The sequence below is a fragment of the Filomicrobium insigne genome (assembly GCF_900104305.1).
GTDB lineage: Bacteria > Pseudomonadota > Alphaproteobacteria > Rhizobiales > Hyphomicrobiaceae > Filomicrobium > Filomicrobium insigne.
Window position 1 is genome coordinate 137,527 of sequence record NZ_FNJC01000002.1, and the last position, 24,352, is coordinate 161,878.

At 57.6% G+C, this 24,352-nt stretch carries 21 protein-coding genes and 1 riboswitch; of the genes, 11 read left to right on the forward strand and 10 right to left on the reverse strand.

What is annotated here, in order from left to right:
- The first annotated feature begins 117 nt into the window (after positions 1–117).
- Positions 118–1,245, forward strand: coding sequence for an NAD(P)/FAD-dependent oxidoreductase (locus BLS30_RS06635; protein ID WP_090227602.1), 1,128 nt, complete (start codon positions 118–120; stop codon positions 1,243–1,245).
- 4 nt (positions 1,246–1,249) lie between these two features.
- On the opposite strand, the gene BLS30_RS06640 is transcribed toward BLS30_RS06635, so the two are convergent.
- The 5 genes from BLS30_RS06640 to BLS30_RS06660 form a co-directional block, all read right to left on the reverse strand.
- Complete coding sequence (locus BLS30_RS06640; protein WP_090227604.1) at positions 1,250–2,383, reverse strand: amino acid ABC transporter permease; 1,134 nt, start codon at positions 2,381–2,383, stop codon at positions 1,250–1,252.
- 9 nt (positions 2,384–2,392) lie between these two features.
- Positions 2,393–3,595, reverse strand: coding sequence for an amino acid ABC transporter permease (locus BLS30_RS06645; RefSeq protein WP_244512383.1), 1,203 nt, complete (start codon positions 3,593–3,595; stop codon positions 2,393–2,395).
- A 93-nt stretch (positions 3,596–3,688) separates the two neighbouring features.
- Positions 3,689–4,717, reverse strand: a complete 1,029-nt coding sequence (locus BLS30_RS06650; protein WP_046475778.1) for an amino acid ABC transporter substrate-binding protein — start codon at positions 4,715–4,717, stop codon at positions 3,689–3,691.
- A gap of 115 nt (positions 4,718–4,832) precedes the next feature.
- On the reverse strand, positions 4,833–5,552 hold the full coding sequence (locus BLS30_RS06655) for an amino acid ABC transporter ATP-binding protein (RefSeq protein WP_046479785.1): 720 nt from the start codon (positions 5,550–5,552) through the stop codon (positions 4,833–4,835).
- Positions 5,553–5,732: 180 nt separating this feature from the next.
- Entirely contained in the window at positions 5,733–6,299 is a 567-nt protein-coding gene (locus BLS30_RS06660; RefSeq protein ID WP_210184018.1) for a GNAT family N-acetyltransferase, read from the reverse strand.
- 330 nt (positions 6,300–6,629) lie between these two features.
- Between BLS30_RS06660 and BLS30_RS06670 the strand changes: the two genes are divergently transcribed.
- The gene (locus BLS30_RS06670) at positions 6,630–6,845 is read left to right on the forward strand and encodes a hypothetical protein (protein WP_139165299.1); all 216 of its coding nucleotides are present in this window, start codon (positions 6,630–6,632) and stop codon (positions 6,843–6,845) included.
- Positions 6,846–6,975: 130 nt separating this feature from the next.
- Here BLS30_RS06670 and BLS30_RS06675 read toward each other — a convergent pair whose 3' ends face one another.
- Together BLS30_RS06675 and BLS30_RS06680 are read right to left on the reverse strand one after the other, a co-directional pair.
- On the reverse strand, positions 6,976–7,383 hold the full coding sequence (locus tag BLS30_RS06675; protein ID WP_139165300.1) for a hypothetical protein: 408 nt from the start codon (positions 7,381–7,383) through the stop codon (positions 6,976–6,978).
- 235 nt (positions 7,384–7,618) lie between these two features.
- Positions 7,619–8,257, reverse strand: a complete 639-nt coding sequence (locus tag BLS30_RS06680; RefSeq protein ID WP_046475761.1) for a MarC family protein — start codon at positions 8,255–8,257, stop codon at positions 7,619–7,621.
- 199 nt (positions 8,258–8,456) lie between these two features.
- On the opposite strand from BLS30_RS06680, the gene BLS30_RS06685 reads away from it, so the two are divergent.
- Entirely contained in the window at positions 8,457–8,726 is a 270-nt protein-coding gene (locus BLS30_RS06685) for an usg protein (protein ID WP_046475758.1), read from the forward strand.
- Between the two features lie 30 nt (positions 8,727–8,756).
- Here BLS30_RS06685 and BLS30_RS06690 read toward each other — a convergent pair whose 3' ends face one another.
- Positions 8,757–9,326 (reverse strand): DUF1285 domain-containing protein, encoded by a 570-nt coding sequence (locus BLS30_RS06690; protein ID WP_046475755.1) that lies wholly within the window; start codon positions 9,324–9,326, stop codon positions 8,757–8,759.
- Positions 9,327–9,502: 176 nt separating this feature from the next.
- Here BLS30_RS06690 and BLS30_RS06695 point away from each other — a divergent pair, with 176 nt between their 5' ends.
- From BLS30_RS06695 to BLS30_RS06710, 4 genes are read left to right on the forward strand one after another with little or no spacing between them, the layout of a single operon-like run.
- A complete protein-coding gene (locus BLS30_RS06695; protein ID WP_090227615.1) occupies positions 9,503–10,504 on the forward strand; it encodes an AAA family ATPase in 1,002 nt (333 codons plus the stop codon).
- A 4-nt stretch (positions 10,505–10,508) separates the two neighbouring features.
- Complete coding sequence (locus BLS30_RS06700) at positions 10,509–11,468, forward strand: DUF58 domain-containing protein (RefSeq protein WP_046475748.1); 960 nt, start codon at positions 10,509–10,511, stop codon at positions 11,466–11,468.
- Entirely contained in the window at positions 11,465–14,365 is a 2,901-nt protein-coding gene (locus BLS30_RS06705; RefSeq protein WP_090227618.1) for a DUF4159 domain-containing protein, read from the forward strand. The genes BLS30_RS06700 and BLS30_RS06705 overlap by 4 nt, the downstream gene beginning before the upstream one ends.
- 8 nt (positions 14,366–14,373) lie before the next feature.
- Entirely contained in the window at positions 14,374–16,503 is a 2,130-nt protein-coding gene (locus tag BLS30_RS06710; RefSeq protein WP_090227620.1) for a hypothetical protein, read from the forward strand.
- A gap of 174 nt (positions 16,504–16,677) precedes the next feature.
- Here BLS30_RS06710 and BLS30_RS06715 read toward each other — a convergent pair whose 3' ends face one another.
- On the reverse strand, positions 16,678–17,181 hold the full coding sequence (locus BLS30_RS06715; protein ID WP_090227623.1) for a DinB family protein: 504 nt from the start codon (positions 17,179–17,181) through the stop codon (positions 16,678–16,680).
- Positions 17,182–17,256: 75 nt separating this feature from the next.
- Positions 17,257–17,386: riboswitch (TPP riboswitch) on the forward strand.
- Positions 17,387–17,507: 121 nt separating this feature from the next.
- Here BLS30_RS06715 and thiC point away from each other — a divergent pair.
- From thiC to BLS30_RS06735, 4 genes are all read left to right on the forward strand, one after another.
- Positions 17,508–19,391 (forward strand): phosphomethylpyrimidine synthase ThiC, encoded by a 1,884-nt coding sequence (gene thiC / locus BLS30_RS06720; RefSeq protein WP_046479783.1) that lies wholly within the window; start codon positions 17,508–17,510, stop codon positions 19,389–19,391.
- A gap of 235 nt (positions 19,392–19,626) precedes the next feature.
- Positions 19,627–20,628 (forward strand): TRAP transporter substrate-binding protein, encoded by a 1,002-nt coding sequence (locus tag BLS30_RS06725; RefSeq protein WP_046475736.1) that lies wholly within the window; start codon positions 19,627–19,629, stop codon positions 20,626–20,628.
- A gap of 86 nt (positions 20,629–20,714) precedes the next feature.
- On the forward strand, positions 20,715–21,335 hold the full coding sequence (locus BLS30_RS06730) for a TRAP transporter small permease (protein WP_046479782.1): 621 nt from the start codon (positions 20,715–20,717) through the stop codon (positions 21,333–21,335).
- A gap of 20 nt (positions 21,336–21,355) precedes the next feature.
- A complete protein-coding gene (locus BLS30_RS06735; RefSeq protein WP_090227626.1) occupies positions 21,356–22,966 on the forward strand; it encodes a TRAP transporter large permease in 1,611 nt (536 codons plus the stop codon).
- On the opposite strand, the gene BLS30_RS06740 is transcribed toward BLS30_RS06735, so the two are convergent.
- Positions 22,963–24,183, reverse strand: a complete 1,221-nt coding sequence (locus BLS30_RS06740) for a hypothetical protein (RefSeq protein WP_090227628.1) — start codon at positions 24,181–24,183, stop codon at positions 22,963–22,965. The genes BLS30_RS06735 and BLS30_RS06740 overlap by 4 nt on opposite strands.
- Between the last annotated feature and the right edge of the window lie 169 nt (positions 24,184–24,352).

A 24,352-nucleotide genomic window follows, 5' to 3' on the forward strand; every position in this document is an offset into this window, starting at 1 on the left:
CTGGCACCAATCATGACAAGGGACTTGCCGATAACGCGGCAGGTCCTTTTTTGTTAAGCTGTAGGCGAACAATTTCGGATCTAACCGGAGCCCCGAAACGCTACAGGATCACCGGCAATGTCCGCAGATATCGAAACCGTTGTTATCGGCGCAGGTGTGATCGGCTTAGCGATCGCACGCGCGTTCACGGACGACGGTGGCGAAGTCATGGTCCTTGAACGGCACAAGCTGATCGGCGCCGAAACCTCTTCACGCAACTCCGAAGTCATCCATGCCGGGATTTACTATCCACGCGACAGCATGCGCGCCCGCTTTTGCGTAAGGGGCAAGGACCAGCTTTATAATTTTGCGCAGCAGGCCGGTATTCCCGTCAAGCGCTGCGGAAAAATTCTCGTCGCAACGTCTCCGGACGAAACTCCGCAACTTGATCGGATCTCGGCGGCTGGAAAAGCCAACGGCGTCTCGGATTTGTGCAGCTTGAGTCCTAAGGAAGTGCGGGAGATTGAGCCCGACATTGCCTGCGTCGCAGCCCTCCATTCCCCATCCACGGGGATAATCGATGCCCACGCCCTGATGCTAGCGCTGGAAGGATTGATCGAAGCTGGAAACGGTCAAGTTGTACTGAATGTCTCCGTCGAGAACTTGTCACAAAACGCGCAGGGTAATTTCGTCGTCACTACGCAAAGTTCAGACGGCGAAACGACGACGCTCACGGCACGCAATCTGATTATTGCAGCCGGCCTCGAAGCCCAACATCTGGCCGCTTTCATTCACGGAAAAACGAATGGCAGCTACATGCCCCCGAAGCGGTATCTCGCCAAAGCACACTACTACACGCTGTCGACCTGCGTGCCGTTTAAGCACCTGATCTATCCCGTCCCTCCCCAAGCAGGGCTCGGCATTCATCTCACGCTCGATATGGCGGGTCAGGCGCGCTTCGGCCCCGATCTTACTTGGATCGACCAGGTGGATTACACTTTTGATGACGCGGACGGACGACGCCAAGCCGATTTCGAAACCGCGATCCGCCGATACTGGCCCTCGCTGCCTCAAGCCTCTCTACAGCCAGGCTACACAGGAATACGGCCCAAAATTCATCCTCCCGGAACCTCAACGGCGGACTTTGCAATTCACGGCCCCGAGATACACGGCATCCCGAGACTTATCGGACTCTACGGAATTGAAAGCCCAGGCCTGACCTGCTGCCTATCAATCGCTGACCATGTCAGAAAATTGATCGGCTAAACGTTTAACTGCGATGCCCCGTCGCGAGCCGCCGCTCGAGCCACGCTGAATAGCGGCTCATCCCGAAACAAAAAATCCAGAACACAAAGCCGGCGAAGACATATCCCGTCGCCGCCGTTTGGGGCGAGAACCACTTGGCATCGGACGCAACCGCTTGCTGGACGATCCCCAAAAGATCGAACAACCCGATAATCAATACGAGACTGGTATCCTTGAAGAGCGCAATGAACGAGTTGACGATACCCGGAATGACGAGCTTCAGCGCCTGAGGTAGGATGACGAACCCCATCGTCTTCCAATAAGAGAGGCCTAAAGCCTCCGCAGCCTCGTACTGCCCGCGCGGAATGGCTTGCAATCCACCGCGCACCACCTCCGCCAGATACGCCGCCGAAAACAAAGCAACGCCGATCAAAGCCCGCAGCAACTTGTTGATCGTAAGATCCTCGGGCAGGAATAGTGGCAGCATCACCGACGCGAAAAAGAGCACCATTACCAGCGGAACGCCGCGTACAAACTCAATGAAAAAAATCGCGGGCCACTTGATCAGCGGCAAATCCGAACGCCGCGCTAAAGCCAGAATGATACCGAGCGGAAACGATATCGCGATGCTCACACAGGCGACGACCAATGTGACAAGCAGCCCACCCCAACGTGAGGTTGGCACAACCGGCAAACCAAGTGGTTCGGCGCCAGTCAGCAGGAAAAACGCGACGACCGGAAAAACGAGGAGCATATAGGCCGTCAGCCAGATTTTGCCCGGCACCCTCGGCAACATCAGGGGAACAAGCCCGACCAGAGCAAGAACGTAGGTGAGATTAACTCGCCAGAGTTCTTCCGTAGGGTAGCGCCCGTACATGAAGATCTGGAGCTTCGCGCTGATAAACGGCCAGCACGCCCCGGCTCCAACCACGTCGCACGCAGATCCGTCAGTACCGGTATACACCGCGTGCCAAACAGCCCAGTCGAGAAACCCCGCGATCACCCAATAGGCCAGAGCGCCGCCTAAGAGGGTCAAGCACGTGTTGCCCCAACTCGAAAACAAGTTTTGATGAAGCCACTGCGTGATTGCGTTCAAGCCTGACGGGCCAACGGGCCTGGGTCGGTTAACGGCGGCGCTGCGTACGGGATTCGTTGCCATTTCGCGCTCCTACCGCTCCACCAGCGCCATGCGCTGGTTAAACCAATTCATGAAGAGCGACGTCAGCAAGCTGAGCACGAGATAAACCGACATCGTAATCAAAATGACTTCGACCGCTTGGTTCGTTTGGTTGAGAACCGTCCCAGCAAAAACGGACACAAGGTCAGGGTAACCGATCGCAACGGCCAAGGACGAGTTCTTAGTCAGATTGAGATACTGATTAGTCAGCGGAGGTATGATGATGCGCATCGCCTGCGGAAAAACGACAAGCCAAAGAATTTGACCTGGTTTGAGCCCAAGAGCGGCAGCCGCTTCCCGTTGTCCCGTAGGGACGCCCATAATTCCAGCGCGAACGATCTCAGCAATGAAAGCACTCGTATAAAGCGCCAGCCCCACCAGCAGCGCGATCAGCTCGGGCAACAACGCAATGCCACCAGTAAGGTTGAAGCGGCCCTGAACCGGTGGGTCGAACGACAGCGGCATACCCATGAGCAAAAAGGCAAGGAGAGGAATGCCGACGATGACACCGAGGCTAGGCAGTAGGATCGGCATTTGCCGGCCCGTCTGAGTATGTCGCCAGCGTGCCCAAGCCCAATAAGCGATGACACATATCGCCGCTACAAACAAAGAGGCGACAACGACACCGAAGCCCGGCTCCCAATGGACTGCGGGAACATAGAGACCGCGCGAATTGAGGTAGCTCGAAAACGGCAGCGCGAGACTTTCACGCGGTGACGGGAGCGTTTTCAGAACCCCAAAATAGACAGCAAACAACATGAGCAGCGGAGGCAGATTCCGCAGGATCTCGACGTAGGCCGTCGCGAGCTGCGCAATGAGCCAGTTCTGCGAAAGACGTGCAGCGCCGATCATAAAGCCGACGGTCGTCGCGAAAACGATCCCGAGCACGGCAACGAGCAGTGTATTGAGAAGCCCGACCCAAAAGGCCCGGGCGTAGGTCATCGTATTTTCGTAAGGGATTAGGGACTGGGAAATATCGAAGCCGGCAGTACGGTCCAGAAACCCAAAGCCGGACGCAATCCCCTGAGCCTCCAGATTGTTGACCGTGTTAAGAACAGCGCCGTAAACGAGCCATGAGATCAAAGCGACGACGATGACCTGAAAAAGGATGCCCCGCACCTTGGGGTCATAGAAATAGTCAGTGAGTTGCCGTGTTTGCTTCACAGCTCCGTCGCGCCTAGCTAGTTTCGCCACCGTGGCCGCCCCTAACGCCCTTGGTGGGATGCACGCAGATGCCTCCCACCCCTTACACCCAATAAAGCCACCACAATTTCGAGTGGCCCGGCGTTACCGGATCGGCGGTGCATACTGCAATCCGCCGTCCTTCCAGAGTGCGTTCTGACCGCGCGCGATCCCAAGTGGGGATTGCGCACCGACGTTGCGAGCGAAGCTATCGCCGTAGTTTCCAACAAGCTTGATGATTTGAAACGCCCAATCGTTATCGAGTCCGATCGCAGCTCCGAATGTGTCTTCTTTCCCAAGCAGACGCCTGATCGACGGGTTGTCCGAGTTCAGCATTGAATCCACGTTCGATTGGTTCACGCCGAGTTCCTCGGCATTGAGCATCGCATTGAGAGTCCATCGAACGATATTCAACCACTGCGGATCGCCCTGTCGCACAACCGGACCAAGCGGTTCCTTCGAAATGATCTCCGGCAAAACAACATGGTCATCGGCTTTGCCCAACGTCAGCCGGATCGCATACAGCTGCGAGACATCCGTCGTGAAGGAATCACAGCGCCCTGCGTTGTAGGCTGCGATCGTCTCCGGCAGCTTCTCGAACACGACCAGTTTGTATTCCATCTTGTTGGAGCGGAAATAGTCGGCGAGATTCTTCTCTGTCGTCGTGCCGGCCTGCACGCAGATGCTTGCCCCCGACAATTCCTTGGCGGATACGACACCAAGCGACCGTTTCACCATGAACCCTTGGCCGTCGTAGTAGTTGATGCCGGCAAAGCTCAAGCCAAACGATGTATCCCGGCTCATGGTCCAGGTCGTGTTACGTGAAAGAACGTCGATCTCACCCGATTGAAGCGCCGTAAACCGCTCCTTCGCCGTGAGCGGTACGAATTTGACCTTGTTCGGATCCTTGAAGATCGCGGCCGAGATCGCTCTGCAAAGATCGACGTCGAGTCCCTTCCAATTGCCCTTGTCGTCGGGCGCGCCAAATCCGGCAAGCCCCGTGTTGACACCACAAAAAAGCTGACCGCGAGATTTCACGGTTTCCAGCACCGATGATTGTTGAGCCGCTGCTGGCGTTGCGCAAAAGAGCACGCCTGCCGTCAGCGCCGCTGCCACTCTCACCAATTGCTTCATCCGATCTCTCCTCCCGCGTTCACAACTGAACGATTCAAAATGGCCTGTGATTTAGAGCCCAGCCTGTACGGCCTTGGTGCTGAACCTCCGTGGCGAGCATAAGGCCGGATTTTACTTAGTGCTCGAGTATCTGGGACAAAAAAGTACGTGTACGGTCCGACTTTGGCGATGCGAAAAACTCCGCTGGCGGCGCAACTTCAACGATCTCTCCAAAGTCCATGAAGATGACCCGGTCGGCGACCGCCTTGGCAAACCCCATTTCATGAGTGACGCAAAGCATCGTCATGCCTTGTTCAGCCAATTCGATCATGACGTCGAGCACCTCCTTGACCATTTCCGGATCGAGTGCAGACGTCGGCTCATCAAAAAGCATAATGCGCGGATTCATGCATAGGGCCCTGGCGATCGCGACCCGCTGCTGCTGTCCCCCCGAAAGCTGACCGGGAAATTTATGCGCCTGTTCCGGGATCTTGACCCGCTCGAGATAGGTCATCGCGACCTCCTCGGCCTTAGCGCGCGGCATCTTGCGTACCCATTGCGGAGCCAAGCACAAGTTATCCAACACACTTAAATGCGGGAACAAGTTGAAGTTCTGAAACACCATCCCGACTTCGGATCGGATCTTGTCGATCTGCCGAAGATCGTCGGTAAGCTGATGACCATCGACAATGATCTGCCCCTCCTCATGGGGCTCAAGTCGATTGATACACCGGATCAACGTCGATTTGCCGGACCCGGAAGGCCCGCAAATGACGATGCGTTCGCCTTCTTCAACCTCCAGGTTGATATCCTTGAGGACGTGAAAGTCACCAAACCATTTATTGACCCCGACCATTGAAACAGCCGGTAACCCCGCGTCGGCAGTGGATGCATCAAGCCGGCGTGATGGCACTATAAAACTCCCATTTTCAATCGGACCGCCAGGACGCCGAAGAAGCTATCCGCCGTACCCGGCCAGGTTCGCGCTGAACTATGCCGAACCCAGCCCCAAGAGGCAAACAAACACGCAGCAAAATCAACTGCACTCCGTTTGGACAGAGAGCCGGCGACCAAGAAAGACGAGGGCGGGATCAACATCGGGCAGCTCCCGAAGCACCTCAAATCCATTACGCAGATAGAAGGTGCGATTGCGGGATCGATATCCAGTGACGACATGAATTCCTGCGACGCCTGCTGCCTCCGCATCGGCTACAAATAAATCGATCAAACGCCCTCCCAGCCCTGCATTACGATAACTCGCATCCAAATTGATATGCAGGTGAGCTGGATAAGCAGGCGTGAGATCCGCAAACGTCTCAAAAAATGCAATGTCAGAAAATCGGGGAGATAAAGCCGGGTCTTCAAGACAACCCGCAAGGTAGCCAACGGCCTGCCCCGAACTAACGGCCACATAAAACCACTCGGGATAGTGCTCCAGATAGCGGCCAAGCCACCGGTCACGGAAAGCCTCCCGCACAGATGCACTCTCGAAGTGCTGAGTGGCGCTCGCCGCGAAAAAGATAGCATCGATGCCTGCGACAAGGTCCTCCGATCGCATCACTTCCAACCATCGCTTAAGTTCTATTGTTCCCGTCCCAGACATCCAATCACCAGCCGTGCCCGACGTGCGCCACCGGAAGCAACGCGATTAAGTCTCCTATGGCTTGAGCGAAACGAAAAGTTGCAGAGCCTTCTAACGCTTTGCTCCCACCCACATCACCACCTTGGAGTTCGCTAGCGCAGCATTCGACCACGCGCGCGCAATAACCAAACCACAGCTCGAAGCCATGCAAATCCGGCATATCAGCCGTGCAACAGCACCAATAACCTTGCGGCGCAACATTGGCATACCATATACCAATCACAAGAGATGATCGAGCAGCTACCCAGGGGGGTAGCCCAACTGGTCACCAAATTCGCAAAGGAAAAGGCCATGTTGAATTCTGCCACACATCAAAGCCACCTCGCGTTGGGCCGGGTAAAGCACACTGTTCCTCAGCCCCAGAAAAGCTGGGTCTCTGCAGCAATTGAGGGCTTGAAGTCGGGCCGCGCCGCGCAGCATGCTTATTCGCACTTGCGCGCTCGAGGTGTACCGACCCAGGAAGCCGGACGGCTCGTCGTAGATAAGTATTTCGGCCACAAAGCCTAATCGCGACGGCGAGGCCCGACGCTTGGTTTCACTGAAAAAACCGAAAATGTACGGGCTTGTCGGACAGGCCCGTTTTTTTATCCAACGTAAGATTTCCCGAAAGGGCTCCGCCCTCCAGCTGCTCTACGCATCAGTTCGCGGTCGCGTAGACCAGCTTTTCGCGAAAATCAGCCGGAAGATCAGCTGGAATCGGTATTGCTTCGACTGGACTTGCAGCATCCGTACGATAAACCTGAACGCGCCCGTAGTTAGGGCTGAAAGGCTCTGACGGGTCATCCGGCTCATTGGCCTGACGGCTCAACGGAAGCGCTTGGCTTTCCATGCCGTCTGCTTCCATCCGCACGCGGCGGTGAGCCGTCGGCTTGCCTTCAGCCGTATAACCGGCAAGGCGCGTTGGTCCCTCGCCAGGCCAAGAATCCGACCGCTGAGCAGTATTAGCCGCACACGCCGCCAACGGAATGGTAAGCGCCAGCACCGCACCGCGCAGCATCCGGCGCTTACGACGCAACGGCATAATGCCGGAACACAACAAACACATACAATTACGCCCTTAGATACGCACAGGCCCCCCAACAAGGAAACGCGGCCCGCGAAACAAACTCGTGACCATCAGGCACACCGCCGCTCTAACCTTCGGCGAACGGCAAGACAGACCTGAATGCTCCCTATGCAATCACGAACGTAGTTAATGCCCGCCTAAAAGCCGTGCGTATCTGACCCAAATTTCCTGAGGCGGAGTGGGCGCGGATGAAGAAGTTAGCGGGAGTGGGCGGTTAGCCGGCTCCACCGAGCAAACCACTGGCGCGAATACCATCGAACATCGCTTGAACGGCAATGCCTGAGAGGAGCAACCCGACGACCCGCATGAGAACACGCTGCGCTGTGACACCCAGCGCCGCTGAGACCTCCGGTGCTAGGAGCAACAGCACGAGCGTGATCGCCATCACCGCCAAAAGCCCCAGGAGAACCCCAATAATTAAGAGAGTGTTTCCCCCGGCATTGGCCGCGAGCAAAATGCCCCCACTCATTGCGCCAGGACCGGCGAGCAACGGCGTCGCCATTGGAAAAACCGCAAGGTCGTGCTTTTCAAGCGCCTCCTCGCCTTCCGGGACGGTGAGCTTAAACCCAGTCCCCAACGGGCTGAAAATCATATCCAGCGCGATCAAGGCCAGAACGGCTCCGCCGGCTGTTTGAAGCGCGGCTATAGAAACCCCTAAACGGGCTAGCAACGGCTGCCCGAGAAGCGTGAACACAAACAGGATAAGTGTCGCCAGAAATGCCGCGCGAAGGGCCATGATATTACGCTGGGATCTCGGCAAATTCGCCGTGAACGTAGCGAAAAGTACAGCCGCCTCGACCGGCCCGACGGTCGCAAAGAACGTAGCGAAACTGGCGAGCATGATCTCGAACACGAGGAAGCTCCATCGTCTGACAGCTGCTCTGAAGGGATCTCTACACTTAAGTGGACACAGAGGACAGAACTGCTAGCAATCTGCCGCGAATGCTGCCAAGCTATTGAAATTTAATAATTTTATTATCAAGAGCGACCAAATCGGTCTACCATCTACTCTGTATCTGACAACGAGCCAACAGACACAAAAGGAGTGATGCATGTCCGATACGGATTTCAGCCGCATGCTAACGGGCTATACACTGACGACAGCCGAAATTCTTTATCGCCTACCCGATCATCCCTCGCTTCTGCAAACCTATCTCTGGCAGGATTACGATCTCCATCCCAAGTTTCCAAAACTGAAGAGCTTTCTGGACTTTTGGGAAGCAAACTTGGACGGCAAGTTATACAAAGTATCCGTCAATCACCGCCACCTCGTCAGCCCAGCGGAGTTGAAGCTGGTAGGCAACGAATTCAAGCTTCACTAACCGCGAACATTTTCGGGGCTGACGGCACAGCTATGCGTCGATGGCAAAAAACTCGCCACCGCTCCACACACCCAGCGTGCCGTCCCTCGCGTCAAAGGCTTCGGCCAACGCGAGCAAATCATAAGTAACGGCGCGCGAAACCAAGGCTTCGAGCCGCCCGCGCACGGTCACGTAGGGCTTGCACCCACCATTTTGCACATCATAGCCGAACCGAAGTGGCCGGTCGGGTCCACAAGCAACAATATCGTCAACGTTTGTCCGGAATAGCAGAGTTTGGTCCGCGCCCGCGCCCCTACATTCCATTTCGACAGCCAGAAATGGCGCGTCCTCTACGACGACATCAACCTTCTCAACCGGAGTCACGAGATAGTGGCGGCCGTCCTCGTCTCGCCGCAAAACGCGGGCAAAAAGCTTGACGAGCGGCATGCGACGAATTGGACTATCCTGATAATACCAAGTTCCGTCGCCACCGATCTTCAGCCCGATATCCCCACAATATGGTGGATTCCAAAGCTCAACCGGAGCCGCGACGTTAGCACCAGATCGCGTCAACAGCTCTGCCAAGCCATTGATCCTATTGCCGCCGCCGTTCTGCTGCATCGAACCTATAAACCTTTTCCTTTGTGCAACATCACAGCCCTTACGTAACATTCACTTGACCCGAACTTTACAGGGCTTGATCGTGTTTAACTTAGTCTGACCGGAATCTTTGCGTTATCCAGATGAGCCACCGGATCCCCGACTGGCACCGATACGAGCAATCTAGGCAGCGTTAAATGACAAATATCATTCAGACCGAAGAAGCGATCGTTCCCAAGCTCGAAGCTGCGGCCGAGCGCGTACAAAAAGCTCACCGTGCCGCGGGCAGCGTGATCTTTGGTCAAGAGATGGTCATCGAACGCGCGCTGATCACCATTCTATCAGGCGGTCACGCTCTGCTGATTGGTGTGCCCGGCCTCGCCAAAACGTTGCTGGTCGAGACACTCGGCCGTGTCCTGGGCCTGGACGCCACGCGTGTGCAGTTTACGCCTGACCTCATGCCGTCCGACATTATCGGCTCGGAAGTTCTAGACGAAGTCCCCGGCCAACAACGCTCGTTCCGCTTCATCAAGGGGCCGATCTTCACGCAGTTGCTGATGGCCGACGAAATTAACCGCGCTTCGCCTAAAACGCAGTCTGCATTGCTGCAGGCCATGCAGGAACATCACGTCACCGTAGCAGGTGTCCGCCATGATGTCCCCACCCCCTTCCACGTGCTCGCAACCCAAAACCCGCTGGAGCAGGAAGGCACCTATCCGCTCCCCGAAGCACAGCTCGACCGCTTCTTGCTGCAGATCGACGTCGGCTACCCCGACCTCGCTGCGGAGCGTCGCATGCTGTACGCCACCACCGGTCTCGATGACAGTCCCGTTCAGTCTGTGCTCTCCGCCAACGATCTTCTGTCTATTCAGCGGTTAGTTCGACAGATGCCGGTTCCCGACCGCGTCGTTGAAGCCATTTTACGATTGGTGCGCTCCGCGCGCCCTGGAACGGGGGCCAACGAGGAAACCGACCAGTTCATCGCGTGGGGCCCGGGGCCCCGTGCAAGTCAAGCATTCATGCTCGCAATCCGCGCCAAGGCGCTTATCGATGGTCGGCTCGCCCCCTCCGTCGAGGACGTCGTCGCGCTCGCTGACCCAATCTTGAAGCACCGTATGGCCTTGTCGTTCTCTGCACGCGCTGAGGGCAAGGATATCAGTGGCATTATCGCCCGTCTGGCCGAGGCGGCTGCGGAGTAAGCGGATGATCCGGTTCACGAGGCAGACGGCCGCAACCGCCGGAAGCCCGACATTTACCGCTCTGGAAGCGGCATCTCATGAACTGGCAGATCGGTTGCCCGACCTCATGATCGAAGCCCAGCGCATCGCGCACACGGTGGCCCACGGCATTCATGGCCGTCGCCGTGCCGGCCCGGGGGAGACCTTCTGGCAATTCCGGCAGTACCAGCCCAACGATTCCACGACGCTGATTGACTGGCGGCGCACCGCAAGCGCGACACATGTCTATGTGCGTGAACGCGAGTGGGAAGCGGCACATACCGTCTGGCTTTGGCCCGACCTCTCTCCGTCGATGAACTATTCCAGTGCGCTTGCGCCGATGACCAAGCGAGATCGCGCCGTCATTCTCACACTCGCGATCGCTGAATTGCTAGTACGCGGTGGCGAACGGGCCGGTCTGTTGGGCGTGATGCCGCCAACGGCCAGCCGGCGTGCCAGCCGCCGCATCGCTGAAGCCATCGCCGTCCACGGTCACGAAGCGGCTCTTGCTGGCGGTTTACCGCCCAGCGCGCGCCTCTCGAATTTCTCCGGCCTCATCCTGATCAGCGATTTCCTCGACCCCTTGGACGTTATCGCCGAACGCCTCAAGAAACTCGGTTCGAGCCATGTTACCGGCCACCTTATTCAGGTGCTCGATCCCTCCGAAGAGAGTTTACCTTTCACCGGCCGAATGGAATTCGTGGATCCGGAAGACGGTGAACACTGGATCGCCGACCGTGCCGAGAGCCTGCGGGAGCGTTATCAAGCCAAACTAAATGCTCATCGTGATGGCCTGCGCGAAATTACGCGCAGACTTGGCTGGTCGATGATGGTGCACCACACCGACCGTCCGGCTTCCGAACCACTGCTCAATCTCATCATGCAACTGCAGCAGGGAGCGGCAAGCTACCGCTGGCAAACAGCCGGTGTTGGAGGCGCCCCATGACGCTCGGCGCTCTGGCCTTCCTCAATCCATGGCTGTTGCTTGCCCTCGGTACATTGCCCATCATCTATTGGCTGCTGCGCACCGTTCCTCCGCGCCCGCAGCAACTCACATTTCCCCCGACGCGTATTCTCGTCGGGCTTGAAAACCGTGAAAAGACACCCGCGAAGAGCCCCTGGTGGCTGCTGCTGATCCGTTTATTGGCAGCCGCTCTTGTCATCCTTGCGTTGGCTGAACCCATCCTAAATCCGGAACGCAACGCACCACTCGCTGGCGATGGACCTGTCGCAATCGTCGTTGACAATGGTTGGGCCTCAGCACCGGATTGGACCGCGCGACAAGCAATGGTCGACCGGATGATCTCCACGGCAGAGTCGCAATCGCGTCCTGTGGTGATCGTTCCAACCGCGTTTCCAGCGCAGACCTTCGAGGCCAAGATCGAAGCGCCGGCGCAAGCGCGTGCGACGGCACGGGCGATGATGCCCCAACCCTTCGCACCAACGCGCAACGCCGCGGCAGAAGCGCTGTCTAAAACTCTGACGGCTGCCGACGCCAAGGGCGTCAGCGTCATATGGCTCAGCGATGGCGTGGATCATAAGGGCGAGACAACAACCTTCGCCGAGATGATGAACGGCTTGGCAACAAGCGGAACGTTCACGGTCGTCGATGACCCGACCGGGTCCGCGCCGCGCGCGCTCGTAGGCAACGTCGGCACCGGTGGCAAACTCGAGGCTCGGGTTCTTCGTACTGGAACCAACGGGCCTGCGAACGGAATTCTTCATGCCTATTCGACACGCGGTGCCCAACTCGGCTCCGCTCAATTTACCTTCAACAGCGGCGCTTCCGAAACGAAGGCGACCTTCGAGCTTCCCTTAGAACTGCGCAATCAGATCACGCGCATAGCAATTGCCGACTCGCGATCAGCCGGTGCCGTTAGCCTCTTGGATGCGCGATCGCAATGGCAACGCGTCGGCCTCATCTCAAGCGAAACGAGCGAGCAAGCACAGCCGCTTTTGGCGCCGTTCTATTACATCGAGAAGGCGTTGGCCCCGACCGCCGAGATCGTGAAACCTCGCGACGCCAACCTAGCAGCTGGCATCGATCAGGCCCTCGCGCAAAACGTCAGCATCTTGATCTTCGCCGACATCGGTACGTTGACACCGGAGGCGGAAGATCAAGTGAGGACATGGATCGAAAAGGGGGGCGTCCTCGTGCGCTTCGCTGGCCCGCGCCTTGAAAAGGGCGGCGACGATTTGCTTCCGGTTCCCTTGCGCATTGGTGGTCGCACACTCGGAGGCGCGCTCTCGTGGTCCACACCGCAGAAGCTGGCCCCCTTCGACGAGAACAGTCTCTTCGCGGGCCTGACCATCCCCAATGACGTTGTCGTAAATCGCCAGGTTTTGGCCGACCCCGCGCGCCTGACACCTGAGACGCAAGTCTGGGCTCGCCTCGCAGACGGCACACCGTTGGTCACCGCAGACCGGCGCGGCGATGGCATGATCGTACTGTTCCACGTCACCGGAAACTCGGACTGGTCGAACCTGCCGATATCAGGTCTATTCGTTGAACTCTTAAAGCGCGTATCGACGTTGGGCCGACTTGGCGGCAGCTCGGAAACAACGGACGCCCAAACGTCTGCCAACGGGGAAGAGGTCGCATCCGACACGAGCACGTTGGCGCCTCTACAAACACTCGATGGTTTTGGCGTTCTCACACCACCGCCTCCCGCATCGCGCGGCGTGGAAGTTGCAAAGTTCGCCGACACCACCGCGAGTTTGGAACACCCACCCGGCTATTACGGCTCGCGCGGCAGTCCCCGTGCCATCAACATCATTCGCAGCAACGACACGCTTGCACCAATTACGTCTCTGCCCACAGGGGCCGCACACCGCAGCTACGAGAATGCAGAGGCGGAACCCTTGAAACCCTGGCTCCTTGCTGCGGCTTTCGCTCTGATACTCGCCGACATGATCGCAGTGCTTCTCCTGCAATCAGGGGGACGCCTGTTCGGACGCTCCGGCCCCGCCGTCGCGAGATCCGTGGTGGCGATGGCTGTAATCGCAACGAGCCTTGCCGCGACGTTCCATGCCGCTCCTGCATTTGCTCAAGCAGGAGTGCAAGCGCCTCGGCAAAATTCCGCGACCGACGATGCCAAAGCGATGGCTGCCACGAGCAAGGTGACGTTAGGTTATGTCGTCACCGGCGATGCCCAAACTGACGATACGAGCCGCATTGGTCTTGCTGGTCTCTGCCGGGTTCTCGCCTTGCGCACCGCTGTGACTCCAGGCGATCCCATGCCGGTCGATGTCGTGAAGGACGAACTCGCTTTCTATCCTGTCCTCTACTGGCCCGTTTTGGATTCAACCCCCACCCTCCCGGAAGAAACGCTTGCCAAGATCGACGCATACATGAAGCAAGGCGGGATGATCGTCTTCGACACGCGCGACCAAGGCCGCGGAATGCCCGCCGGACTGGGATTTCCCGGCAGCGAATCCTCAGCTCTTCAGAGAATATTGGGCAAGCTTGATATCCCGCGCCTCGAACCGGTGCCGCAGAACCACGTCCTTACCAAGTCGTTCTATCTGCTGCGCTCCTTCCCCGGGCGTTGGGATAGCGGGCAGCTTTGGGTTGAAGCCGGTGGCGTCGCGTCTGCCGAAAGCAATCGTGAGGCACGCCGCGCTGATGGCGTTTCAACGATCCTCATAACGTCCAACGATTTTGCTGCCGCCTGGGCTCTCGATGCGAACGGACGCCCGTTGTACCCCACCGTTCCCGGTGGCGAAGGTCAGCGCGAGATGGCCTTCCGGACCGGCATCAATATCGTCATGCACGCGCTGACAGGCAACTACAAAGCCGATCAGGTGCACGTGCCCGCGCTGCTTGAGCGTCTCGGTCAGTAAGGAAGCTAATGAACTGGTCAGTAGATTTCGCTCCCTTCCTTCCACCGGAGTTCTTCTGGATCGGTGGCGCTCTTGCTCTTGCACTCATCGCCTTGATGCTTATCCGCAAGACGCGCGGCGCACCCCTTCGCGCGCTCGCCGTCCTCGCCATACTTGCCGCACTTGCAAATCCGACGTTACGCGAAGAGCAACGCGACAGCCTCGCGAACGTTGCAATTGTGGTCATGGACGAGAGCACTAGCCAGGCGCTCGAAACACGGCCCGAACAGACCCGCGCCATCCGCCAGGACCTCGAAACCAAACTCGGCAAACTGCCGAACCTCGATGTCAAATGGATCACCGTGAAGTCGCGCTCCGATGGAAAATCGGATGGGACGCGATTATTCCAGGAACTGAATGCGGCACTCGCTGACACACCTCCGGATCGCATCGCCGGCGTGATCATGGTCACTGACGGTCAGGTGCACGACGTTCCTGAGAACGCAGCAGCACTCGGCTTCGAAGCGCCAGTACACGCATTACTCACTGGCCGCCCCGATGAATTCGATCGCCGCATAGAGATCATAACCGCACCACGCTACGGCATCGTCGGCCAGTCTCGGCCGATTGAATTGCGTGTGGTCCAAGCCGGCAAAACTGACGATAAGGACAAGACCGTCACGCTCAAAGTACGTCGCGAAGGCCAACCCGACGAGACACGCCGCACGGTGATTGGCCGCACGGAAACCTTCGACCTCGCCTTCCCGCATGCCGGTACGAACATTCTCGAAGTCGAACTCGAACCGGCGCCGGGAGAATTGACTCAGGCAAACAATCGCGCAGTCGTCGCGGCTGAGGGCGTGCGCGAAAATCTACGCGTATTGCTCGTCTCCGGCGAACCACATGCCGGCGAACGGACATGGCGCAACTTGCTCAAGTCGGATGCCGCCGTCGATCTCGTCCACTTCACCATTCTGCGTCCGCCTGAGAAGCAGGACGGCACGCCGATCAACCAATTGTCATTGATCGCCTTCCCGACGCGCGAACTATTCTCGGAAAAGATCAACGACTTCGATCTGATAATCTTTGACCGCTACCAACATCGCGGCATTCTGCAGCTCGGCTACTACGACAACATCGCCCGTTACGTCACCGAACATGGCGGCGCCGTTTTGATCGCGGCAGGCGACGATTACGCAGGCAACGTTAGCCTCTACAGGACGCCGCTCTCACCGATCATCCCGGCGCGGCCAACGGGCCGCGTTGTCGAGGAACCCTTCAAGGCCAGCACCACTGACGATGGCATCAAGCATCCCGTGACCCGAGACCTGCCGGGCCTGAAGGGTAAAGATGGCCAGCCGTCGTGGGGCCGCTGGCTGCGCCAGGTCGAGGTTCAACCCACCAGCGGCAATGTGATCATGAAGGGCGCTGGTAACGAACCGCTTCTGATCCTAGACCGCAAGGGCGAGGGACGCGTGGCCTTGCTAGCCTCCGATCAAGCATGGCTTTGGGCCAGAGGTTACGAGGGCGGCGGACCACATACGGACCTACTCCGCCGTCTGTCGCATTGGCTGATGAAGGAGCCTGACCTTGAAGACGAGCGTCTGATCGCCACTGCAACCGGCCTCAACCTGTCGCTGGAGCGCCGCTCCATGGGCGAGAATATTGCCCCGGTTGAATTGAAAACGCCGGGCGGAGAAACCCGCGAGGTGACGCTCGAACCCGCCGGTCCGGGAGTTTGGCGCACAACGCTCGAAGTGAAGATGCCCGGTCTTTACAAGGCCGAAACGGAAGCCGCACCACCTGCCGGCAAGCTTACCGCCGTCGCCCATGCGGGTGCGGAAGACGTTCGCGAAATGAGCGAGGTCACCGCGACCGACAAAAAGCTGGCCCCGATCATCGAGGCCACAGGGGGCGGTGCGTTTTGGACCAAGTCGTCCGGACTTTTGGCCTCTGCTGATCCGGAATCCATCACCGTGCCGCGCATCTCAATGATGAGCAACGCTCGGGTTTTGGCCGGCTCGGGCTGGATGGGCCTAAAGGATCGCGAAGCCTACGTCACGCATGGCGTGAAACTCACGCCGATGTTCACGGGCCTCATGGCACTGGCCGCACTCTTGGCCCTTCTCTCCCTCGCCTGGTGGCGCGAAGGCCGTTAGCCGCTTTTTTCGAGCACTATTGTCATCCCGGCATTTATTGCCGGGATCCAACCTACGTCAGGGAGTCTGCGGAAGACGTGGGGCAAAACGCGATAGTTGACACTTGTCGAACCTTGGATCCCGCGAACAAGTCGCGGGATGACGAATCCAGAAACCAAAGCCGGTTCCAGCAAATTACTCCGGCATGAACGGAATGTCCGTCGCCTCTGGTGTGCACCCGAGCTGCGTGAGCAAACAATGCACCTGCCCGCGATGATGCGTTTGGTGATTGAACAAATGCACGACGCAGACCCAACGCGGCTTCGTTAACTCACGCCCTGTCGATCCCGAATACCACGTCAGGTCGCCCGAAAGCATCTCTGGCGTCATCGCCGTCGTCCAATCACTAATAATCTGATCGAAAGCCACGCGCTCACCGCAAAGCCCATCCCAATCTTGGAACTGAGCAAGGGAGTCCGGGATCGAAGCAGCCGTCGGCTTCGGCGTCCCCGCCAAACGGCTCATCCAAATCTGATCCCCCCAAAGCAGATGATTGAGGGTGGCGTGTATTGAACCAAAGAATGCGCCTCGCTTCGCCTTTCGCTCATCATCCGAAAGCGCACTGGCTGCATCATACAGGCTCTTGTTTTGCCAACAGTTGTAGCGCGCAAACAAGCGGGCGTATTCGGGCGTGATCATCCATCGTTCCCTTATCTTCTGTTCGCTTTCATCCGATTGCCCTTTGCAAAACAGGGCAATGTCTATAACAATTTGGCTTATTCCGAGGGGCGCCGGGCAACTGGCTGAGATCGCGCTAAAGGCTTATTGCTTCATAGCAGCCGTGCGAGCACCCTTTGAACCTGATCCGGGTCATGCCGGCGAAGGGACGGACACGACTGTACCTCCTTTTTCGCCTGACTCGCATTTGTCATCACCGCGCCGCCAGCCCGTTTGGCGACGGCGCCAGCGCGGATTTCACCGGCTCGACAGCGGGCGTGAAGCCGCAAGGCGAATGGAGAGCTAGTATGAATAAAATCACGCGCACTGCCGATCTAATGGTCCCGAAGGTGACGACCGGACCCATCGCAGGCTCGCGCAAGGTCTATTCCTCACCGGAAGGCCATTCTGACGTCCGCGTCCCACTCCGCGAAATCGCTTTGACCGATCCCGCCGAGCCAACCTTCCGCGTTTACGACACCTCCGGCCCTTACACTGAATCCGACGCGGCAATCGACGTGGAGCAGGGCTTGCCCCGCATTCGGACCTCCTGGATTGAGGAGCGCGGTGGCGTTGAGTCTTATGAAGGCCGCGAAATCAAGCCGGAAGACAACGGCAATGTCGCCGGTGCCGCGTTGGCGCGCGACTTCCCCAACAAGCAAAAACCTCTTCGCGGGGCGAACGGAGCTCCCGTTACGCAATTGGAGTTCGCACGCGCAGGCATCATCACGAAAGAGATGATCTACGTCGCCCACCGCGAAAACCTGGGCCGTGAGAAGGCCCTGGAACGTGCCGCCAGTGCGCTTGCCAACGGTGAAAGCTTTGGTGCCGCAATCCCCGAATTCATCACGCCCGAGTTCGTACGGGACGAAGTTGCGCGCGGCCGCGCCATCATCCCCGCCAACATCAATCACCCCGAACTCGAGCCGATGGCAATCGGCCGTAACTTCCTCGTCAAGGTGAACGCCAACATCGGCAACTCCGCCGTCACCTCCTCCGTCGAGGAAGAGGTCGAGAAAATGGTGTGGTCGATCCGTTGGGGGGGCGACACGGTCATGGACCTATCCACAGGACGCAACATCCACAACACGCGCGAATGGATTCTCCGCAACTCGCCCGTCCCGATCGGCACAGTGCCGATCTATCAGGCTCTCGAAAAATGCGGCGGCGACCCCATCAAGCTCACCTGGGAACTTTACCGCGACACGCTGATCGAGCAGTGCGAACAAGGCGTCGATTACTTCACGATCCACGCGGGCGTCCGCCTTGCCTACATCCATCTGACCGCCGAGCGCGTCACCGGCATCGTCTCGCGCGGCGGCTCGATCATGGCCAAGTGGTGCCTTGCCCATCACAAGGAAAGCTTCCTGTACGAGCACTTCGACGAGATTTGCGACATCATGCGCGCCTACGACGTCTCGTTCTCGCTTGGAGACGGCCTCCGCCCCGGCTCGATCGCCGACGCCAACGACCGTGCACAGTTCGCCGAACTCGAAACCCTGGGTGAACTGACCAAGATTGCCTGGGACAAGGGCTGTCAGGTCATGATCGAAGGCCCTGGGCACGTGCCCATGAACAAGATCAAGATCAACATGGACAAGCAGCTCGCCGAATGTGGCGAGGCGCCGTTCTACACCCTCGGCCCACTAACGACCGACATCGCACCCGGCTACGACCACATCACATCCGGCATCGGCGCCGCCATGATCGGTTGGTTCGGCACAGCAATGCTGTGCTACGTCACGCCAAAGGAGCATTTGGGTCTCCCGAACCGTGATGACGTCAAGACCGGCGTGGTGACATATCGGATCGCGGCACATGCCGCCGACCTCGCCAAGGGACATCCAGCGGCTCAGCTCCGGGACGATGCACTTTCCCGGGCCCGTTTCGATTTCCGTTGGCAGGATCAGTTCAACCTCGGCCTCGATCCCGATACGGCACGGGCATTCCATGACGAAACGCTGCCCAAGGAAGCCCACAAGGTCGCGCACTTCTGCTCAATGTGCGGACCAAAATTCTGCTCGATGAAAATCACGCAGGACGTCCGCGACTACGCCGCAACCTTGAACAGCAAGGAAGCGGGCATGACAGAAATGAGCGAAAAGTTCCGGGAAATGGGCGGCAACGTCTACGTCGATGCGGAACAGGCTGACGCCGAAGCGATCAAACAGAGCAATCGATCGCTAGGTTAAGGCACACGCCCATAGCCGGCACGGCATTCCACACCCAACGAATGCCGTGCTCGGCAGATACAAAAAAGTATGTAAGATTAACATCAGGGCGGCACCTTTTTCGGTCCCACCACTCAAAAAGAATACGAAAAATCAATTTTAAACGGCTAAGTACGGCAGGCGTGTCGTCCCTCCTGCCGTAAACGCCGATCCGGCTATGCAAGTGCATGCCCGGCGGATAAAACGGAGGAAACACATGCGTTTCAAAGTCTTTTCTGCGTGCGCGGCCTTGGCCACCGTCATGGCGACCGGCCCAGCTTTGGCGAACTGCGACGATGGCGAAATCGTCATTAAGTTCAGCCACGTCGTAAAAGCGACAGGCCACCCCAAAGGCGACGCCGCCACGCTCTTCGCTGAACGCGTGAACAAAGAGATGAACGGTAAGGCCTGCATGGAGGTCTTCCCGAATTCTCAGCTGTTCGACGACGACAAGGTGATGGAAGCCCTTCTCTTGGGCGACGTCCAACTCGCAGCACCCTCGCTTTCCAAATTCGAAGCCTACACGAAGAAATACCGCCTCTTCGATCTCCCGTTCCTCTTTGCTGACCTCTCGGCCGTTGATCGCTTCACAAACAGCAAGTCAGGCAAAGACCTTCTCAACGTCGTAGCGGATAAAGGCTTTATCGGCTTGGGATATTGGAGTTCTGGGCTGAAGCAGTTTTCTGCCAGCAAACCGCTCATCGAACCCACCGATGCAAAGGGTTTGAAGTTCCGCGTGCAAACATCGGACGTGGCCGTCGCCATGATCGAAGCGCTTGGAGCCAACGCGCAAAAGCTGGCATTCAAAGAAGTCTACGGCGCGCTGCAGACCGGCGTCGTTGACGGCCAGGAAAACACTTGGTCGAACATCTACACGCAAAAGTTCTTTGAGGTTCAGGACGGCATCACCGAAACGAACCATCAACTGCTCGCGTACTTGCTCGTCACGTCAAAGGAATGGCTGGACGGACTTGATCCGGATGTTCGCGAACAGTTCCTGAAAATTGCTCAGGAAGTGACGCAAACGGCCAACGACAACGTCGTCAAACAAGAAGCCAAGAACCGCCAAAACATTCTTGATGCAGGCAGCAAGATCCGTACGCTAAGCCCAGAACAACGCAAAGCCTGGGTCGATACGATGAAACCGGTCTGGTCCAAATTCGAAAATGACATCGGCAAAGATGTGATTGATGCCGCTGTGGCGGCCAACAACAGCTAACGCGACAACAAGTGAGAGGCGCCCCAACGGGGCGCTTTTTCGCTATGCCAACAGGCCACCAATTCGGCCTTGAGGGGGAGAAACGCATGCAGACGCTGTCGCGATTTATCACGCGGCTCGAGGAAAACATTCTCGCTCTGCTCTTGGCGTCCATTACGCTGATTTCCTTTACCCAGGTCATCATGCGTTATGTCTTCAATTCGGGTTGGAACGGAGCTCTGGAACTCACCCGCATCCTGTTCGCCTGGATGATTTTGTTCGGGATGAGCTATGGCATCAAAGCCGGAACACACCTTGGCATTGATGCCGTCGTCCGCCTGTTTCCCAAACCCATTTACCGCATCACGGCCTTGTTCGCCGCGCTGGCTTGCATCCTGTACGCGGTCATTTTGTTCAGTGCGGACTGGATGCAGGTGCTCGGCGCGAACACGCGCGGCGGCGCCATGGATTACTGGACGAAGATGTACAAGATCGGGATCGGCCTGGATGATCTGCGCTATCCGGAATGGGTGCAGCAAACCTTTGGCCTTCAGGATCGCGTTCACCGTTGGGTTTCCTACCTGATCTTACCCGTCGGCCTGGCATTGCTCGCCTTTCGTTCCCTCCAAGCCTTCATCGACATCGCGCGTGGCAAACGTGAAACGATTATTGCCAGCCACGAAGCGGAAGATCTCGTGGCATCGACCAAACAATCCATTCGCGAATAAAAGCGCATCGGGGTGAGGCAATGGAAGCAGGGATCTTATTTGCACTCGTTCTCGGTATGCTGTTGTTCGGTGTGCCGATCGCCGTTGCCCTCGGTCTTTCCAGCGTTCTGATCATCGCATTTTTCTCTCGCGACTCGATGTCGTCCGTCGCATTGCAACTGTTCACCAGCTCACAGAACTATACGCTGCTTGCAATTCCCTTCTTCATTCTCGCGTCTACCTTCATGTCCACGGGCGGTGTGGCGCGCCGCATCATCCGTTTCGCGATAGCTGCGGTCGGGCATATACGCGGTGGCCTCGCCATCGCGAGCGTATTTGCCTGTATGATGTTTGCGGCTCTATCGGGATCGTCACCGGCAACTGTCGTCGCAATCGGCACCATCGCCATCGCCGGCATGCGTCAGGTCGGATACACGAAGGAGTTCGCCGCAGGCGTTATCTGCAATGCCGGCACGCTCGGCATCCTCATTCCGCCTTCAATCGTTATGGTGGTCTACGCGGCCGCAACTGACGTGTCGGTCGGTCGAATGTTTCTGGCTGGCGTCCTCCCTGGCATTCTCGCTGGACTGATGCTGATGATCGCCATCTACATTATGGCGCGCGTCAAAAACTTTCCCGCGGAAGAATGGAAGGGATTTCACGAACTCATCTCAGCAGGCAAGGACGCCGCCTGGGGCCTGTTCCTCATCGTTATAATAATCGGAGGCATTTACGGAGGTGCTTTCACACCGACAGAAGCCGCAGCCGTCGCAGCAGTCTACGCTGGCTTCGTCGCTCTCTTCATTTACCGGGATATCGGCCCACTCAAAAACGTCCCTTGGCTTCTGGAAGGAACCGACCATCGCACGCGTGTCGGCTTCTTTGCCTCTGTCTACGCAGGATCTTTTTTTCTCGTTTTCCTAATCTTGTCGTTCTTTTTCCTGCCCGGCGCCGGGCTCGATAATCGAGCGCTCATTGGGGGTAGCGGTGCAATAATTATACTCTTCGCTTACCCTATGCTCCGCGATCCGGAAAGCAGCATAAGCGGCATCCCGCTCACGCTACTAAAAGGCCTCCCGCCCTGGGGGCGCAACACGTGGCTCATCGTGAAAGTCTTCTTCCCGGCGCTCTTTCATGCTGACACGCGCGCATCTATGGTCGACTCATCGAAAACCATCGTCATGCTGATGTTCATCATCGTGAACGCGCTGCTTTTCGCACACGTATTGACCTCGGAGCGTATCCCTCAGGCAATCACGGAATGGATGATAGGAGCCGGCTTCAACTGGTTCACGTTCCTGATTGCAGTGAACCTCTTGCTGCTTGTGGGCGGCCAGTTCATGGAGCCCTCAGGGCTTCTCCTGATCGTTGCCCCAGTCGTCTTTCCCATCGCAATGGAGCTTGGGGTGGACCCGATCCACCTCGGTATCATCATGGTCGTGAACATGGAAATCGGCATGATCACACCACCCATCGGCCTGAACCTGTTCGTTACCTCCGGAATAACCGGAATGAACTTGATTCAGGTCGTCCGAGCCGCTTTGCCGTTCGTTGCAGTCCTCGTGGTGTTCCTGATTATAATCACCTACATACCGATCATCTCAACGTTCCTGCCAACGCTTTTGATGGGGCCGGAGATCATCGTCCGCTAGCTTCCCGTTTCCAGCGCTTCTTGCACTTCTTTCGCCTTGGACCTCTTGAGCTTAGGCTGGAGAACAATGGCAAGGAACGCGATGCCGACAAGAGCGGCAATGATGCCGAGCGTCGTAATCGACGCCCCGGAGCCCATAAAGCGAACGGCGTAGTCGACAATAAGCTGGTACTTGGTCACAGCCAGCGCGGAACCGACAACACCGGCGATGCGTGCAACCGTCTCAATATCCTTGTCGACATCGCGGAAGAAGAAGAACAGCAACAACAGCGCCCAACCGCCGAAGGTCAACATCAACGGCCAAGAGATCGACCGATAGACGGAGTCGAGAGCCGTTCCATAAAGCAAGCCCGACGACTGCAGAAATGCCAAGTTCATGATTGGGAAGAACAACATCGCCACCGCCCCGACCAGAACACCGCGTTCGATCTTAATGATCCAGGGCCCATAGTTTTCGGCAATGCCGCGACGGCGGATCGCCAGCAGCGGGGCAATAAGAAATACCACCAAAAGGAAGAAAATCTTGAACGGCAGCAGCGCCTTGTGAACCTTCACCATCAACGAACGGTTGGCCTCAGGCTCGAACATATTCCGGATAGCCAATCCGAACTGCTTCTGGGCTTGGCAACACGTCGCCGCGTCGACCAACGTCTGAGCTGCAAAGCAATATCGTCGCGACAGTTGCTCAGGGGGCGTCTCGATTAAGGGATCGGGTTCGCAATTGCGCACAAACTGCGACATGCCAGCCCGCGCTTTGCTGCGCGCCACCACATCGCTCAACGCCGTCATCACAGGAACCCGCAGACACGATTGCTGCGCCGAATTGCAGCCCGGCGGATCGCCCGGATCTTCAGCCAGAACTTCTGGTTTTACTTCCCAAATGGAACGAAGTTGCCCACCGCCAAGGCCCCAGCCCGCGCCGACGGATATGGCGGCGACGAGGAGCAGGCCTAATGTAAAGCGCAGCTTGCCCCAGGAGACATGCCGCCAATACATGTCTACGAAGACGCACGATGGCACATAGAACGCCACCAGCGCCAACACGCCAAACAGCGGGAAAAAAATAAACAAGTGGCTGTAGAACGTCGCGAGCGAAATCCACGCATCGCTTTTCGCCTGATAGCCAAACTCATAGTAAAGGGCACCGGTCGTGGCGATAAAGGTTGCCCCGAGTATTGTAAAAGCGACTGCAACAAAGATACGCGCGCCTAAAAGCATGGCGGTTTCCCGTGTCCCTGAACTCCCGCAACAGTCATTGTTTGAAGCGGGTTGCTATCCCCGTGACAAGGGCCCGGCAAACATTCCGTGTCCCCCTGAAGCCCCGAAGCCACAACTTTCGACAAATATGCCCAGCCCTAGGGCCAATTGAGGACCACCGAGTTAGTTT

What these genes read in the sequence shown, in the direction of transcription:
- thiC (WP_046479783.1), top strand. Translation starts at nt 17,508, where the DNA reads ATGAATAAAATCACGCGCACTGCCGATCTAATGGTCCCGAAGGTGACG.
- BLS30_RS06695 (WP_090227615.1), top strand. Translation starts at nt 9,503, where the DNA reads ATGACAAATATCATTCAGACCGAAGAAGCGATCGTTCCCAAGCTCGAA.
- BLS30_RS06640 (WP_090227604.1), bottom strand. Translation starts at nt 2,383, where the DNA reads ATGGCAACGAATCCCGTACGCAGCGCCGCCGTTAACCGACCCAGGCCC.
- BLS30_RS06660 (WP_210184018.1), bottom strand. Translation starts at nt 6,299, where the DNA reads ATGTCTGGGACGGGAACAATAGAACTTAAGCGATGGTTGGAAGTGATG.
- BLS30_RS06685 (WP_046475758.1), top strand. Translation starts at nt 8,457, where the DNA reads ATGTCCGATACGGATTTCAGCCGCATGCTAACGGGCTATACACTGACG.
- BLS30_RS06635 (WP_090227602.1), top strand. Translation starts at nt 118, where the DNA reads ATGTCCGCAGATATCGAAACCGTTGTTATCGGCGCAGGTGTGATCGGC.
- BLS30_RS06725 (WP_046475736.1), top strand. Translation starts at nt 19,627, where the DNA reads ATGCGTTTCAAAGTCTTTTCTGCGTGCGCGGCCTTGGCCACCGTCATG.
- BLS30_RS06700 (WP_046475748.1), top strand. Translation starts at nt 10,509, where the DNA reads ATGATCCGGTTCACGAGGCAGACGGCCGCAACCGCCGGAAGCCCGACA.
- BLS30_RS06670 (WP_139165299.1), top strand. Translation starts at nt 6,630, where the DNA reads ATGTTGAATTCTGCCACACATCAAAGCCACCTCGCGTTGGGCCGGGTA.
- BLS30_RS06740 (WP_090227628.1), bottom strand. Translation starts at nt 24,183, where the DNA reads ATGCTTTTAGGCGCGCGTATCTTTGTTGCAGTCGCTTTTACAATACTC.
- BLS30_RS06735 (WP_090227626.1), top strand. Translation starts at nt 21,356, where the DNA reads ATGGAAGCAGGGATCTTATTTGCACTCGTTCTCGGTATGCTGTTGTTC.
- BLS30_RS06705 (WP_090227618.1), top strand. Translation starts at nt 11,465, where the DNA reads ATGACGCTCGGCGCTCTGGCCTTCCTCAATCCATGGCTGTTGCTTGCC.
- BLS30_RS06715 (WP_090227623.1), bottom strand. Translation starts at nt 17,181, where the DNA reads ATGATCACGCCCGAATACGCCCGCTTGTTTGCGCGCTACAACTGTTGG.
- BLS30_RS06655 (WP_046479785.1), bottom strand. Translation starts at nt 5,552, where the DNA reads ATGGTCGGGGTCAATAAATGGTTTGGTGACTTTCACGTCCTCAAGGAT.
- BLS30_RS06690 (WP_046475755.1), bottom strand. Translation starts at nt 9,326, where the DNA reads ATGCAGCAGAACGGCGGCGGCAATAGGATCAATGGCTTGGCAGAGCTG.
- BLS30_RS06710 (WP_090227620.1), top strand. Translation starts at nt 14,374, where the DNA reads ATGAACTGGTCAGTAGATTTCGCTCCCTTCCTTCCACCGGAGTTCTTC.
- BLS30_RS06730 (WP_046479782.1), top strand. Translation starts at nt 20,715, where the DNA reads ATGCAGACGCTGTCGCGATTTATCACGCGGCTCGAGGAAAACATTCTC.
- BLS30_RS06650 (WP_046475778.1), bottom strand. Translation starts at nt 4,717, where the DNA reads ATGAAGCAATTGGTGAGAGTGGCAGCGGCGCTGACGGCAGGCGTGCTC.
- BLS30_RS06675 (WP_139165300.1), bottom strand. Translation starts at nt 7,383, where the DNA reads ATGTGTTTGTTGTGTTCCGGCATTATGCCGTTGCGTCGTAAGCGCCGG.